Source organism: Nostoc sp. DedQUE05, assembly GCF_034530955.1.
Lineage (GTDB): Bacteria > Cyanobacteriota > Cyanobacteriia > Cyanobacteriales > Nostocaceae > Nostoc.
In genome coordinates this window covers 12,758-26,226 of sequence record NZ_JAVRCB010000030.1, presented here as the reverse complement: position 1 = coordinate 26,226, position 13,469 = coordinate 12,758, and the positions used below count along the sequence as shown (strand labels likewise).

19 protein-coding genes are annotated in these 13,469 nt (G+C 40.6%); 10 read left to right on the top strand and 9 right to left on the bottom strand.

The window, feature by feature from the left end:
• The first annotated feature begins 79 nt into the window (after positions 1 to 79).
• Positions 80 to 505 (top strand): hypothetical protein, encoded by a 426-nt coding sequence (locus RMZ42_RS21680; RefSeq protein ID WP_322673347.1) that lies wholly within the window; start codon positions 80 to 82, stop codon positions 503 to 505.
• Positions 506 to 733: 228 nt separating this feature from the next.
• Here the strand turns inward: RMZ42_RS21680 and RMZ42_RS21675 are convergent, their stop codons facing one another.
• The 5 genes from RMZ42_RS21675 to RMZ42_RS21655 all read right to left on the bottom strand — a co-directional run bounded on the left by RMZ42_RS21675 (position 734) and on the right by RMZ42_RS21655 (position 4,814).
• Positions 734 to 2,002: an MFS transporter gene (locus tag RMZ42_RS21675; RefSeq protein WP_322673346.1), complete on the bottom strand. Its 1,269-nt coding sequence runs from the start codon at positions 2,000 to 2,002 to the stop codon at positions 734 to 736.
• Positions 1,968 to 2,441, bottom strand: a complete 474-nt coding sequence (locus tag RMZ42_RS21670; protein WP_012410989.1) for a MarR family winged helix-turn-helix transcriptional regulator — start codon at positions 2,439 to 2,441, stop codon at positions 1,968 to 1,970. Before RMZ42_RS21670 ends, RMZ42_RS21675 begins: the two co-directional genes overlap by 35 nt.
• Positions 2,442 to 2,460: 19 nt before the next feature.
• Entirely contained in the window at positions 2,461 to 3,315 is an 855-nt protein-coding gene (locus tag RMZ42_RS21665; protein ID WP_322673345.1) for an ABC transporter permease, read from the bottom strand.
• Positions 3,272 to 4,123: an ABC transporter ATP-binding protein gene (locus RMZ42_RS21660; RefSeq protein ID WP_322673344.1), complete on the bottom strand. Its 852-nt coding sequence runs from the start codon at positions 4,121 to 4,123 to the stop codon at positions 3,272 to 3,274. The genes RMZ42_RS21665 and RMZ42_RS21660 overlap by 44 nt, the downstream gene beginning before the upstream one ends.
• 244 nt (positions 4,124 to 4,367) lie before the next feature.
• The gene (locus RMZ42_RS21655) at positions 4,368 to 4,814 is read right to left on the bottom strand and encodes a DUF3368 domain-containing protein (RefSeq protein WP_322673343.1); all 447 of its coding nucleotides are present in this window, start codon (positions 4,812 to 4,814) and stop codon (positions 4,368 to 4,370) included.
• On the opposite strand from RMZ42_RS21655, the gene RMZ42_RS21650 reads away from it, so the two are divergent.
• From RMZ42_RS21650 to RMZ42_RS21625, 6 genes are all read left to right on the top strand, one after another.
• Positions 4,799 to 5,386 carry a hypothetical protein gene (locus tag RMZ42_RS21650; RefSeq protein WP_322673342.1) on the top strand — a complete coding sequence of 196 codons (588 nt, stop codon included), beginning with the start codon at positions 4,799 to 4,801 and terminating at the stop codon, positions 5,384 to 5,386. The genes RMZ42_RS21655 and RMZ42_RS21650 overlap by 16 nt on opposite strands.
• Before the next feature lie 8 nt (positions 5,387 to 5,394).
• Positions 5,395 to 5,946, top strand: a complete 552-nt coding sequence (locus RMZ42_RS21645) for a hypothetical protein (RefSeq protein WP_322673341.1) — start codon at positions 5,395 to 5,397, stop codon at positions 5,944 to 5,946.
• 120 nt (positions 5,947 to 6,066) lie between these two features.
• Positions 6,067 to 6,321, top strand: a complete 255-nt coding sequence (locus RMZ42_RS21640) for a hypothetical protein (RefSeq protein ID WP_322673340.1) — start codon at positions 6,067 to 6,069, stop codon at positions 6,319 to 6,321.
• Positions 6,322 to 6,324: 3 nt separating this feature from the next.
• Complete coding sequence (locus RMZ42_RS21635) at positions 6,325 to 6,702, top strand: type II toxin-antitoxin system VapC family toxin (protein ID WP_322673339.1); 378 nt, start codon at positions 6,325 to 6,327, stop codon at positions 6,700 to 6,702.
• 171 nt (positions 6,703 to 6,873) lie between these two features.
• Positions 6,874 to 7,137 carry an AbrB/MazE/SpoVT family DNA-binding domain-containing protein gene (locus RMZ42_RS21630; RefSeq protein WP_322673338.1) on the top strand — a complete coding sequence of 88 codons (264 nt, stop codon included), beginning with the start codon at positions 6,874 to 6,876 and terminating at the stop codon, positions 7,135 to 7,137.
• The gene (locus RMZ42_RS21625; RefSeq protein WP_322673337.1) at positions 7,131 to 7,454 is read left to right on the top strand and encodes a type II toxin-antitoxin system PemK/MazF family toxin; all 324 of its coding nucleotides are present in this window, start codon (positions 7,131 to 7,133) and stop codon (positions 7,452 to 7,454) included. Before RMZ42_RS21630 ends, RMZ42_RS21625 begins: the two co-directional genes overlap by 7 nt.
• Positions 7,455 to 7,509: 55 nt before the next feature.
• Here the strand turns inward: RMZ42_RS21625 and RMZ42_RS21620 are convergent, their stop codons facing one another.
• Together RMZ42_RS21620 and RMZ42_RS21615 are read right to left on the bottom strand one after the other, a co-directional pair.
• A complete protein-coding gene (locus RMZ42_RS21620) occupies positions 7,510 to 8,199 on the bottom strand; it encodes an SAM-dependent methyltransferase (RefSeq protein WP_322673336.1) in 690 nt (229 codons plus the stop codon).
• 45 nt (positions 8,200 to 8,244) lie between these two features.
• Positions 8,245 to 8,790: a protein-tyrosine phosphatase family protein gene (locus tag RMZ42_RS21615; protein WP_322673335.1), complete on the bottom strand. Its 546-nt coding sequence runs from the start codon at positions 8,788 to 8,790 to the stop codon at positions 8,245 to 8,247.
• Positions 8,791 to 9,360: 570 nt separating this feature from the next.
• On the opposite strand from RMZ42_RS21615, the gene RMZ42_RS21610 reads away from it, so the two are divergent.
• The 3 genes from RMZ42_RS21610 to RMZ42_RS21600 are packed head-to-tail and all read left to right on the top strand — an operon-like array spanning position 9,361 to position 10,457.
• Positions 9,361 to 9,570: a DUF2997 domain-containing protein gene (locus RMZ42_RS21610; protein ID WP_322673334.1), complete on the top strand. Its 210-nt coding sequence runs from the start codon at positions 9,361 to 9,363 to the stop codon at positions 9,568 to 9,570.
• Between the two features lie 39 nt (positions 9,571 to 9,609).
• Positions 9,610 to 9,996, top strand: a complete 387-nt coding sequence (locus tag RMZ42_RS21605) for a DUF1257 domain-containing protein (protein WP_322660747.1) — start codon at positions 9,610 to 9,612, stop codon at positions 9,994 to 9,996.
• A complete protein-coding gene (locus tag RMZ42_RS21600; RefSeq protein ID WP_322673333.1) occupies positions 9,996 to 10,457 on the top strand; it encodes a ferredoxin in 462 nt (153 codons plus the stop codon). The genes RMZ42_RS21605 and RMZ42_RS21600 overlap by 1 nt, the downstream gene beginning before the upstream one ends.
• Before the next feature lie 250 nt (positions 10,458 to 10,707).
• On the opposite strand, the gene RMZ42_RS21595 is transcribed toward RMZ42_RS21600, so the two are convergent.
• Together RMZ42_RS21595 and RMZ42_RS21590 are read right to left on the bottom strand one after the other, a co-directional pair.
• Positions 10,708 to 12,318, bottom strand: coding sequence for a DUF4335 domain-containing protein (locus RMZ42_RS21595; RefSeq protein WP_322673407.1), 1,611 nt, complete (start codon positions 12,316 to 12,318; stop codon positions 10,708 to 10,710).
• A 249-nt stretch (positions 12,319 to 12,567) separates the two neighbouring features.
• Positions 12,568 to 13,173, bottom strand: a complete 606-nt coding sequence (locus RMZ42_RS21590; protein ID WP_322660741.1) for a DUF3038 domain-containing protein — start codon at positions 13,171 to 13,173, stop codon at positions 12,568 to 12,570.
• Positions 13,174 to 13,469: the final 296 nt, after the last annotated feature.

The following is a 13,469-nucleotide window of genomic DNA, read 5'->3' as shown; positions in this document are numbered from 1 at the left end:
CTACAGATGAAGCTTAATTCTGCTTTGTGATATTGATTAATGAAGCCAAATTTATGTCCTAATAGGAGAATTAACTCTAATGGCATCTGATTCAAATTCTGTTTTTGGTAATACCGTTAATAGTGGTGATCAGGCTAGCAACCCCAGCGATCCTTTCGCATCTGGAGGCGCTTTTGGCATCCCAACGGCTGACAGCTTCGATTTTGATAAGTATGGAATTCCCAAAGAAGGCAGTTTCGATCCTGCTAAGTATGGCATCCCAACGGCTGACAGCTTCGATTTTGATAAGTATGGAATTCCCAAAGAAGGCAGCTTTGATCCTGCTAAGTATGGTATTCCAAAAGAAGGCAGTTTTAGTTTAGGTAGCGCTGGCATCCCAACGACTGATAGCTTCGACCCTTCTAAGTATGGTATTCCAACGGCTGATAGCTTCGACCCTTCTAAGTATGGTATTCCAACTGGAGGCAGTGTACCAAGTTTTGGTGGTGGTGGCCCAACTGCTTAGTGGCAATTGTATAACTTGAAGGGCAAATTCAAGTTATACATAATTCCAAAAGTCTGGGTTGATCTATCTTTTAATTATGTGATGTGCAACTTTCACTAAACAAAAATCCCATCCTAGCAAAAGATAACAATTATAATTTTGTAGCTTTTACATAGGATGGGATTTTTATTATCTATGGAAGACTTAGTAGTGGATATAACTCCATCATCTAATACTGCCATTTTAAATTTATTTATACTCTTGCAAAGCTCCTAACTTACGAATTCCTGGCCAAATCATAGCTGTAGCAATCACTACTAAAATTGTGCCAATTCCACCACCCACAACAGAAATCACTGGGCCAAATAAAGCCGCAGTCAAGCCGGACTCAAAGCCGCCTAATTCATTTGAAGCACTAATAAACACGCTATTAATAGCAGCAACTCGACCACGCAAATGATCCGGTGTTCTGATTTGAACTAATGTATGGCGAATCACAACGCTAATACTATCTAGTGCGCCACCAAGGATCAGCATCAACATAGATAGCCAAAAGGAACGAGAAAGCCCAAAGATAATTGTGACAACCCCAAAGCCAACCACTGACCACAATAAGGCTGGGCCTGCTTTGCGTAACGGTGGTAAATATGCCAGGGTAATCGCCATAGTCAAAGCACCGATGGAATGGGCTGCTTGGAGATATCCTAATTCCACTGGCCCCACGTGTAAAATATCTTTGGCAAAAATGGGGAGGAGCGCGATCGCACCACCCAACAATACAGCAAACATATCTAATGTAATCGCTGCTAAAATCAACTGATTCTGCCAAACAAACTTAGCACCAGCTGCAAGTGCTTTAAATGAAATTGGCTCAGTTGCGCGGGTGACTTTTTGCTGTTTGATCGCCAGCGTTAAAATAAAACACAGTAAAGCTGCGATCGCTGCTAACACATAAACCCCTGTAGCACTTCCCAATAGCGCAATCCCAAATCCTCCGAAGGCTGGGCCGATAACAGCAGCCAATTGAAAGCTACTACTATTCCATGTGGCTGCATTGGTAAAAGCAGTGACAGGTATCAATTGCCACATCAAAGCATCACTGGCTGGTTTGAGGAATGCCCTCGCTACACCTGTAAATACTAAACAGGCGTAAATTAGAAAAATTGCACCTTTAGTATAAGAAAGTACCCCTAAAGCTAGGGAGCAGAGGGCTAGCAACATTACCGAGAGTAACATGGTCACTTTGCGATCGCGGCGATCGGCAACATCTCCGGCAATTAGGGTGAGAACAATCATCGGTAGGACTTGCGCCAGTCCTACACCACCTAAAGCGATCGCTGAGTTAGTCCGCTCATATAGTTCCCAGCCAATCGCTACAGTTTGCATTTGCGACCCCACGAACAGCACTAGCCGTCCAATGGTAAATAGCCGATAGTCTCGAAACTTAAAGGCTGCAAAGGGATCGTGTTGTGCAACCTCAAAGTTATGGGGCTTTGAGTTCTGTTTTCTCGAAGACATTTTTTAGTAGAGTTAAGCCTTCTTCAATGTTGGAAATTTGGTCTTCTGAAAGACCTTTAAGCAGATCGGTAATATGAGCGCGAGTTTGATCTTGGGATTGCTTGAGATGGTGTTTTCCATCTTCAGTTAAATTAAGCAGCACCCGCCGCCGCTCTTGAGGATGAGCAATCCGTTTCACGAAGTCGCGTTGTACCAAGCGTTCTATAGTTGCTGATGCCGTGGCAGAGGTGACACCTAAATGCTCTGCTAAGTCAGATAATGAAGCACCAGGATTCCGGTTGATAAATGCTAGCGATCGCAATTGAGGTATAGATAAAAAAGCGGCACTATGGGCACGCATATCCGCTCGGATAAACCGCATCACCAATGGAACTGTTTCCATTACTCTAGCGGCACATTCTTCGGAAGTTGCACCTTGATTAGGTTTATCCAAGGTCATGGGCTTGTTGTTCTCCTAGTTACATGGCCACCCGTGGATAAAGTTTTCCACCTAGAATGGCCAAAATTATTAATGTGAATAAGAGAATTGTACAATCCAGACCAAAGCCATAGATGCTAGTGCCATTCAACAGCATGGTGCTACGTAACCCGTCAACCAGATAAGTCAACGGATTTAAATGGGAAATGAATTTTAACCAACTGGGCATCAACGAGATCGGATAGATGGCATTGCTAGCAAAAAATAACGGCATGGTTAACAATTGTCCAATACCCGTCATCCTTTCTCGGCTTTTCACCAAACAGCCAATAATTAATGAAAAAATACAAAATGTTCCCGCCCCCATTATGACTAGCAGTAGCACTTGGAGAATAGCTAGGGAATGAAGATTTAGTTTGACACCTAATAAAAATGACAATCCGTAAATGAATATTACCTGGGATAAGCACCGTACCCCACATGCTAAACCTTTGCCTAACACCATCGCTACACGGGGTGTAGGACTAGCTAAAAATTTATGTACAATCCCTAAATCTCGCTCCCAGATTAGGGTCATTCCGCCACTGAAAATTGCCACAAACAAAATACTCTGAGCCAAGATGCCAGCAGAAATGAAGTCCAAATAGGGTAAGTTTCCTGTTGGAATCGCACGAGTGCGGGCGAAAACTTGTCCAAAAATTAGGAGCCATAGTGCTGGTTGCACAGCCCGAACAACTAAATCAGTGGGATCGTGGCGGAGTTTACGTATTTCTAATTCTGCGATCGCCAGAGTTTTTGTAACTAGCTCTTTAATTGCAGAGATCAAACTTACTCGGACAGTGGGTGGTGCTTTAACCCAACCGTTGAGCAGTACGTCTGGTTCTTGCTGTGTCACGGTAGTTGACTCCTGATGTTAACTGGTCGCCTGTATAGTGAATAAAGACATCATCCAAAGTTGCATTTGGGTTATCTAAAGAAGCTTTTAAGTCGCTTGGTCTACCTGTGGTAACGACTTCACCTTGCTGCATAATCGCCACTCGGTTACATAAGCTATCTGCTTCTTCTAAAAAGTGGGTTGTTAAAAATATAGTTGTGCCGTAATCAGCACAGAGTTGTAGTACAAGTTGCCATACTTGAGTTCGAGCTATGGGATCTAGTCCGACAGTCGGCTCATCAAGAAACAAAATTTGGGGTTGATGTAGAACTGATATGCCAATTTCCAGTTTGCGGATCATCCCACCAGAGTAGTTTCGTACCAAGCGTTTCGCCGCATCTTGCAAACCCATGTATTCTAGAATTTCATAGATGCGGCGATCGCGTCCTTTGGCAGGTATTCCATACAGCTTGGCGAAGATTAAGAGATTTTCGTAACCCGTAAGACTACCATCAGCAGACAGCGCCTGGGGTACATAGCCGATAGCCCGCCTCACAGGATTAGATTGACGAGCCACGTCATAGCCAGCTAAGGTTGCTTTCCCTGCACTGATAGGCAGTAAGGTTGTCAACATCTTAAGAACTGTACTTTTCCCTGCGCCATTGGGGCCAAGCAGTCCAAATACTTCGCCCTGTTCCACAGATATGCTCAGGTTATTAACTGCGGTGAACTTCCCAAAACGGCGTGTGAGTCCCTGAGTTTCCAAAATCAACCGTTTTGGTTCTTCTTGAGGTTGCGATCGATTTATTTTTCCCGTCAGTATTGTCACAAGTTTGATGTACTTCTATTAATTAGTAAATCTAACTATTAGCTTCTCAATAGATTTACCAGAAGTCAATAGACTTCTGGAATAAATTTGAATCAGAGTAAAAGGAAACTCAGTAGAGTGGCGGCGAGGTCATTGATAGGGGAAGTATTACTGACAAATTAACCGCAAACACTTGCTAGGGATGGTTAATAGGTAAAAATTTTCAGAATGCTACTGCTGCTTAGTTAGGAAGTCTACGTTGCATTTAATTTTCATCAACAAGCTGCAAAACCCTCATATATAAAGGTTCCGCCACCCAGAATCCTGCTTGGTTAATCAGAGCATCTAACAAAGGCTTCACAGCAAAAATCAGCTTTTGACTTTTAGCTTCAACCAAGATTCCTAAAATCCCTGTGTAACCAAGATTTAGCCTAGCTGCAACCATGCGACCACGACGTTCATCAATCAAAACTTGATCTACTTTCATTTCCAGCGCTAGAGCGATCGCTTCAGCTTCACCAATATCTAGTTCATTGCTGAGTGCTTCAACCAATATTCGATCTTGAACTGGACGAGTTAGAATCCAGATAAAAGTTTGGACTTCAATTGCACCTGCAACTGGAAAGTTGGGATCAGTCAGTTCTCGGTAGACAGCTTCAGGAATAGAGTGATGCTGAGGTTTTACCTTTTTATTTCTTGATTTACATTCCAAAAGATACAAATGAAGGAATTCTGCTTTTACAACGTACAGGGAAACATGGTATTCGCACACACTTTGGTATTTTTCTAGATAAGTATTTTTCTGATAATTTTCCAGGCTTTTCTGTCGAGATAAATACTTTAGTTCAAGAAGAAATAATTAAGAGAATTATATACGGAGGTACTATTAAAAAGCTTCGATGTGTTAAGTATCAAGCTCCGCTTGATCGAGTTGATGGACTTGATGAAGGTCATGAAGAAATTCCCCATAACATGGAAATAGTATTATCTGCGAATAAAATTCCTTTCCTGGGTAAAATTCAAAACTTTTTTAACTCAAAAGATAGTGTTAAAAGTCTCATAGAACTTCGGGATTTTAACTTTGATTACGACACCGTAAAGGTTGATGTTGATCTTGATGGAAGTCTTATAACCTTTGATTTAGGTTGTCTCCAGAGAGCTAAAGCTTACTATGATATCTCTGATAAAGTAGTTATAGATTCTGATGATTATCCAACTTTCCAAAGTATACAAACAATTGCGAAAATTTACCTACAAGAAGTTATTAATCAAATGTATCCCTAGCAAATATAATGTTAAATAAAATTTCTGTTTTTAGTATAATTCAAGACCATATTGCGACACTTAAGAGTAGTAGAACAGGGAAGATATACTATCCAGATATTATTTTGTTCTTTATTATACCAGCTATTACTTCTGGTGTAATGATTTCTCTAGGAGTTCTTCTAAATGATGGTTTGGTTAATGCTCTCATTACTTCTTTCTCAATATTTTCAGCTTTATTATTCAACTTGCTCCTATTAGTTTATGATATTTCAGAAAAAAATCAAGATCAGAAACAAACAACGGATCAAGTTGAAATAAGAAAAAATATTCAACGGCGTGAGTTACTTCGGGAAATTTATGTCAATGTATCTTTCTCAATATTAACTTCTACCATAACTGTAGTTATATTATTAAGTGACTTCCTAAAGCCTATTAGCTGTACTTTATGGATAATAAATTTATGCTCATTGCAGAGGCTACTAGCATCAGTATGCTACTACTTTTCTGTTCAATTTATTTTAACTCTCTTTATGGTTTTGAAACGAATATACAGACTTCTAGCGAAAGCTTTTGATTAAAGGAATTACCTATGGTTAGTTACGCCTACGCACGATTGTATAGAGGAGAGAGCGATCGCTTATTGTATATCGTAGTTTTAAGAGCGATGCCAAGATAGATACAAAGTAGAGAGCAAAATAATGCTAAAAACATTCAGAGCTTGGTTGAAAGGAAGTCGTTTAGAGTGGATTGATGATGTACCTACATTAGGAGAACAACAAATCCCAGTTCATGTTACATTGCTCGAAAATGAATCAGTCATAGATAAACAAGCACGGGGACGAAGAATGGCTGAAATATTAAAAAAACTTGCTGTGAGTCAAGCTTTGACTGATGTTGATCCAATTATTTGGCAACAAGAAACTCGTCAAGACCGTTCACTTCCGGGACGATAAAACGTGCTGCTCGATAGCAATATTATTATATATTCTGCTCAACTAGAAAACGCCCAATTGAGAGAGTTAATTGCTGAATATGCACCTGCGGTATCAGCACTCAGTTATTTGGAAGTGTTAGGCTATCATCTGCTTAAAGAGGAACAACGTCAGTATTTTGAGGAGTTTTTTCAAGTTGCTCAGGTTCTACCAATCTCTCAAGATGTGTTAAATCAAGCGGTAATTCTGCGACAACAGAAACGAATGACTTTAGGTGATGCAATTATTGCCGCCACTGCTTTAGTGTATGGATTAACTTTGATAACAAGAAATACAGATGATTTCCGTTGGATTACACAGGTGAGATTATGGAATCCGTTTGAGTCTGATAAACCCAGTTAAGAGAAAAGTGCCTAGACGTAGCCCGTCGTAGACATCGCATCTGGTAATTTTGAGAGCGATGCCTACGGCTGGCTACGCCTACACATTAAAAATTATTGATAAATTGAGTGCTTCTTGACAAAAACCTGATTAGTAATCACAATGTAATTACAATCAAGGATAGGTATCCTCATGGGGACAGCAATTAGAACCCGTATCGTTAAAATCGGGAATTCTCAAGGTATCCGCATTCCTAAACTTCTGCTAGAACAAAGTGGTATTGGTGAAGAGGTGGAAATTGAAATTCAAGATTGCCACCTAATTATCCGTGCTGCCTCTCAATCGCGTCAGGGGTGGGAGGAAGCATTTGCAACTATGGCGAAGCAGCACGACGATGCACTGCTGCTCGATGATGCGATAACTACAGAGTGGGAGCATCGAGAGTGGGAGTGGTAGTCAATCGATTTGACGTGTTTTTGGTTAACCTCGACCCAACGATTGGCAGTGAGATTCAGAAGACAAGACCCTGTGTAGTAATCTCACCAGATGAGATGAATAAATATATTGCCACGATTATTGTTGCTCCGATGAAAACTAAAGGACAGTCTTATCCAACTCGTGTCACTTGTGAGTTTCAGGGTAAGGATGGGCAAATAGTTCTAGATCAAATTCGTACAGTTGACAAAACTCGATTAGTCAAAAAGCTAGGTCAGATTGACTCTGATGAACAAAAAGCAGTTTTAGATACCTTGGCTGAAATGTTTGCTGAATAATATGCCTAATAATTCTATAAACCGGATAGTTATACCAATTCTTTATGGCTAGGAGTTATATAACATCTCTGGTTATCTTCAACATTTTATTTCCACCAGGCTGGAATTCGTATTCAACCTTTCCAATATCTATTTTATAACCCATTGAAGTGTAATATTTTACTATTTCATCTAAATGTTGTGAGTGTTTCCACATTAAAGTTATCAGGGGAAATATTCGAACTTCTTTAGCAATACGCAACATCTCACCTACTGAATTTAAGTGAAAATCGTAATCGAGATGATCTGAATATAAAAATAATAAATGCGAACAAAGGGCTAGATCAAACTCTTGATTATCATAAGCCAATTTTGGCAATTCACCGACTGCATACCTGTTACTCTTTTTGCCAGTTTCATAATCAGACAAAAATTCTCGAATAACTTTGACTCGATTGTGTCGCAAATCATCTGGAGATTTGTGATAGCTCCATACCCAATCATTCGATGTAGCCTTAACTTGGTTAATAATGTTATCTACCACTTCATTGAATCTTTGCAATATCTCATCGCCAGAAAATTGGTAGAGTGGATCAATAGAAACTACACTTTTACCCTGACGTGTCATTTCTGCATTAAAGCTTGCCGGGCCATCCCCAATTCCAATAATTTTTTTATTTAAATCTGCATTTGTTAAGTTGAATATTTTTATATATTCATCCATTGACCTTCCAAAAGGAACTACTTTATCTAGAACCATTGCCATATAATTTTCCTCACAAAGGACTGATTAAACAAGATAATAGTAAACTCAAAATGTTTTATCCACTGCTAGACGGCAATCATTCAGAAGCGCGTTAAGTTTTTTTATAACTGTTAAAGGATTTCTACCTATAAATACAGCAGCGATCGCAGCTTCATAAGGATTTCTACCTGTTTTTTTGACAGCATTTATTGCAGCTTGATTTGATAATCCTCGCACACTAACTAGCCATGCCGCTAATACATGTCCAGTACGTCCAATTCCACCGGAACAGTGTACAACAACTTTCTCATTTTGTTTCTCAGCTTCTATTAAGAAAGGAAGTATTTTCTGTGTGAGGGTTTCTAAATCAGATAAATGGAAATCTGCAATTGGTGCCCAACAAATTAGCTGATTCCCAAATTCCTGTTTGTATATGTTTAGAAGATTAGAGTAAGAACCTAGCTGTTGTTCATCAAGAAGACAGCAAACACGCTTGATATTTTGGCGCTTCATGAACTCTATCCAATCCTGAACATTCTTGTCAGTGTATCCAGGTCGCGCAGCACCAAAGACTATTTGCTCCTTCTCCCAAGCTGGGGCAAATTTGTACATATTTAACTGTCTAGAATCGAGGTTGATAAATCTTACCAATGGCAGAAAATAGCAATGGCTGCGCCAACGCTTTCAGCGAACGCCGTTTAAAAATCTTTCTACAGCCAATGCCAACTAAAGTAACTATACCTAAAAGCCTAATACAATACCTACGTATACACACTATATTACTTTAGAGTTATACTGCACTGCATCTAATCTACCTGGAAAATAATAAGGTAGAACGAATGCTAAGAATAAAGTTTTTCAATAAATTTTATATTTTTGTGAATTGTCTTGCTGCCTATACTACCTCTAATGCTTATTCTTAGGACTTTTGCAGCTTACTTCGCTTACTCCAGTAGTTACCTTGACTAATCAATGAGGTTAAGAGAAACTAACTAAATACTGATGCGTGTGCTTATAATATTAATAAGTTTTGTAAAGATTCTGAGATATATATGTTGAAAAATGGAACATTAGTTAACAAATGGCAAGTTTATATCTAGTAAAAATGTTCCTATGGCTATATTTGTAGCCTTCTGCTAAGGCAGTAGAATTTAAGCGTACTTATCCTGGTTGGCCAAAAGAATGGAGACATTAGAGTTCATAATTTATCCAGACGGTCGGGTACAAGAGAAAGTCACTGGCATTGTGGGTAATTCTTGCGCTGAAGTTACAGCAGCAATAGAGGCGCAGCTGGGGCAAGTACTTAATCATGAGCCAACCTCAGAATATTTCGCCGCCAAGGTGCAGCAACCTAATGTGGCGAATACACACACCACTTACAGCGATTGGTAAGTTTTCACAGTAGTTTAGTGTTATTAATTCACAACCACCATGTCACACTTTAGCCAAATTAAGACTCAAATCCGTAACCTTGATTCTTTGAAAGATGCTTTGACTGAATTGGGCGTAGACTGGAAACCCGGCCCGCGCGAAGTCCGTGGCTATCGCGGTCAAACCCATCCTGCGGAAGTTAGTATTGAGCAGGAAAATGGCTATGACATCGGCTTTAGATGGAATGGCAAGGAATATGAATTGGTGGCTGACTTGCAATATTGGCAACAAGATTTGTCTGTAGATGGATTTTTGCGCCAAGTAACACAGCGCTATGCTTATCAAACAGTTCTGAAAGAAACTGCTCGTGTTGGTTTTCAAGTTTCTGAACAACAAAAAAATGAAGATGGTTCAATTCGCCTGGTAGTACAGCGCTGGAGTGCGTAATGGCTGATTTTCTGCCGTCACTGGAAGAACAAGAAGATAACCGTTCCGGTTTGGAACCAGAATTAGGGGGTTTTTTACGGGATGCCCCAGAACGTTCTGGTTTAGAACCGGAATTGGGTGGTATGCTACGCCAAAATGGTGTTTATGTTGACGAAATCACCTGTATTGGTTGCAAGCATTGCGCTCATGTTGCGCGTAACACCTTTTATATTGAACCAGATTACGGGCGATCGCGCGTGGTTCGGCAAGATGGGGACGCTGAGGAAATTATCCAAGAAGCAATTGACACTTGTCCGGTTGATTGCATTCATTGGGTTGATTACACTGAACTGAAAAAATTAGAAGACGAGCGCAAATATCAGGTAATTCCTTTAGTGGGTTATCCTGTAGAACAGGCAATTGTTGCTAGCGAACGTCGGCGTAAAAAGCAAAAGTTAAAAACCAAAAAATCCCGTTATTAAGATAAAAACGTTAAATCAATATAATAAAGGACTGGAATATCCAGTCCTTTTGTTTTTCGTTATGTAGTTAATTTCTGATGTCCGGATAATTTTGAATTCCCTGTAAGAGCTAACTCTCTTCATTTGAAATTTAGAGGATTGTGTTGTGAAAGTAATTTTTCTACTTTTGCCTTGTTTAACCTATGTAGTCAGTAGAAACTGGCACAGGATTTGTACCAGTTTTACAAGTGGCATTAAAAGGATAGTTTAGTTATTCATCTGGAAAAGTCTGTACCTTGCCATCAGGACTCAGAACAACTCGAATTCTGACATTTTGTCCATTTTTATTAGCGGAAACAAAAGGTTTGCCAACTTCAGGCATCCCAGCGTTATCAACGAATTCTCTTGCTGCCTTATTAAGGGGGAAAATTCGTTCAATTGTGCCGTCAACACCAACTATCAAACTGTACTCTAATGTTTGTCCCAGCCCAGTAGGTGGTTGCCAACGCTTCGTTAGGTATTGTCTAGCTTCTGCTACTTGAGGTGTGTCAAATAATGTGCCAGTAGCTACTTCTCTGGATGTGGGGTTTTTATTTGCGTCCCCTAATTGATCGATAAAGGGATTATTCTCCGCAGTCCTAGAGGAGGGAAGTTGTGAAGCAGGTTTTTCTCCAGCAGAAGATTGCTGTAAGGAACGGATTCTTTCGTCTAGCTGTTGTGAGGTTAGCGGGGAGGGTTGGGTTGGGGTATTGACACGATTCTTATTGGGTATGGTGTCAAGAGATGGAGGGAGGACTGGTGAGATATTAGTTGGTAAGCTATTGGCGTTAGAAGATAGTCTGGGTGGCAAATTCCGCAGTTGAGGGATATTACCAGCACCGGGTTGGGAACTTGACCCAGTTGGATTCTGTGCCAGATTTGGTAATATGGCAATTTCCTGGCTTGGAATTTTGCTGGATGCTGAAGGCATCGCTCGATTACTGGGAAGGGTTGCAGTCGTCCCTTGAGGTATTGTCAATGTATTTGGTGGCGGTGCAGAAAAACTATTAGAACTAGGGGCTGTTAGAGGTGCTTGGGGTAAAGTGGATGTGGAAAGGGGAGGGGTAGAACCTAGCAAATTGTTTGATGGAGGGGTTAGCCTAGGTTCAGGGGTGGGAAAGTTTAGTGAGGATGAAGGTTCTAGAGCAGTCTTTACTGCTTCTGAATTTGATGTTTTGGCTGTCTGCTGTTGCTTTTCTCTAATATTGTTAGCATATTGCCAAGTAACTGGTAAAAAACCTACACCTAATACTAATACTGCGGCAACAGGTGCCCAAGCAGGGAACCTCAGAGTCGAATCTGTGCTGTTGAGAGTTGGAAGTGCCATGACATCAGTTGAGTATTCATCTAAAGCACTTGCCAAATCGAATAGTTGCAGCAAACTGAGTTGAATTACGGGGCCAGATGAATAGTTGGCCAGAGAACCAAGAAATAGGTTGTGAGTTAAATAGCTACTTGGTTCTAAGTAGATATTTGCTCCTGGAATCTGGTTACTAAAAGCATTTAATGTTTTTGTTGAAGACTTTAATTCTGGATCGTCCAGTGCTGTGCTTGACTCCTGGGTACTGGGGAAACTCACCCAAAAGCTTTCTGGAGACTGTTGGAGGAATTGCTGTACATAGTTAGTGACGGCATCACATAAAGCTTCAAGTTGCTCGCGATCGCCCCGAATTGGAACTCTTTGTTCTTCTGGGAGTCGGGGATCGTCAAAACGTAGCTCAAAACTCAGATGTTTGAGGACAGTTTTCCCCATCCAACGAGACAGAGGTGAGCTTTGCGCGAATACTTCTAGCGTGCAAGTCGGTGGTGTGTAGCAACGAATAACTGAATTTGATAGAGGCATGACAGGAACTACGAAGAAGACTATATTGGGATTTTGCAAAAATTGAGCCAGTTGCTTGCAAAGAAAAGTTGGAACGGTGGATTCTTCCACTCAGAAATTTGTCAGGTTCCTTCTGTTATGCAAACTGGCGTGCAAGGAGGAGGCATTATTGATAGTGCATCGCTCAAGAACTAATGACCATCAAAAAGGAATCCTTACCTAGCAAACTTTTGAAAACGAATTTTGGTTGAGGAATTTCAAATCTAAAATTTAAAATTTTGTTGAACGGTCTATAAGTGCTAGCCAGAGACGGCGATGCCCACCAGGAGCGCTGTAAAAAAGTAAATCTACAAGCAGTTTTAAGGCCAGGTTAGTTAGTAAATCCGTTGAGATTTGCTCGTCCTCTTCCATCCGCTCTTGGTAGGTGTTGCAAAAAGCATCAATATAGTCTCCAAGTAAAGCAGCCTGGTGAGGTTCCCGGTTATTTTCTGCCATTTGTTCTAACAGACCGACAGCACGGCGAATCAATTCCTGGTGCTGTTTGGCTAGGTAGCAGACGATCAAAACAAGCGATCGCGCTTCTTCGACATCTAGCTTTTTTCGCCCTCCTTGACCTTTGCGTAGAGGATTTGATTGGCGCAATCGCCATAAAGCTACGCGGTCTGGCACTCTTGATTCTAAATTCAGATCGGTTGCCGCCGAAAGCATTGCCTCTGAACCAATCCCAGTTAAGGTTTCTAGCGCTAACAGCACCAAGTCTAATTGGGTTTTGATATTGTCCCATTGAACTGTGTTTGGGGCTGGAAGCTTGATTAAATCCTCCCACTGGGAATTTGGAGTGGCTGAGTTGGCGGCCGAGTGCATAACTTTTAGCATAGGTGATCGAGCTGATAGGGGATGTTGCTGTTACCCATTTTGAAACCAGACTCTTAAGAATCAAGCTTGGTTTCCCATAGATAGCTATGAGCCAGAGGCTTCAGCTAGCTTTTTTATCTGGTAAACAGTAGGTATCTTTGTCTTACTCTAGATGAAAATTTCTTTTCGACAAAGTAAAAAATTATCAATTCTAATTAAGGTTTACCCGACTTTCGTTGCTAGCTTCGTATCAGAGTATAAATAAACTATTGTTTTGAATGCTAACCGCTAGCGATCGCTAAGTAATTATGTAGAAT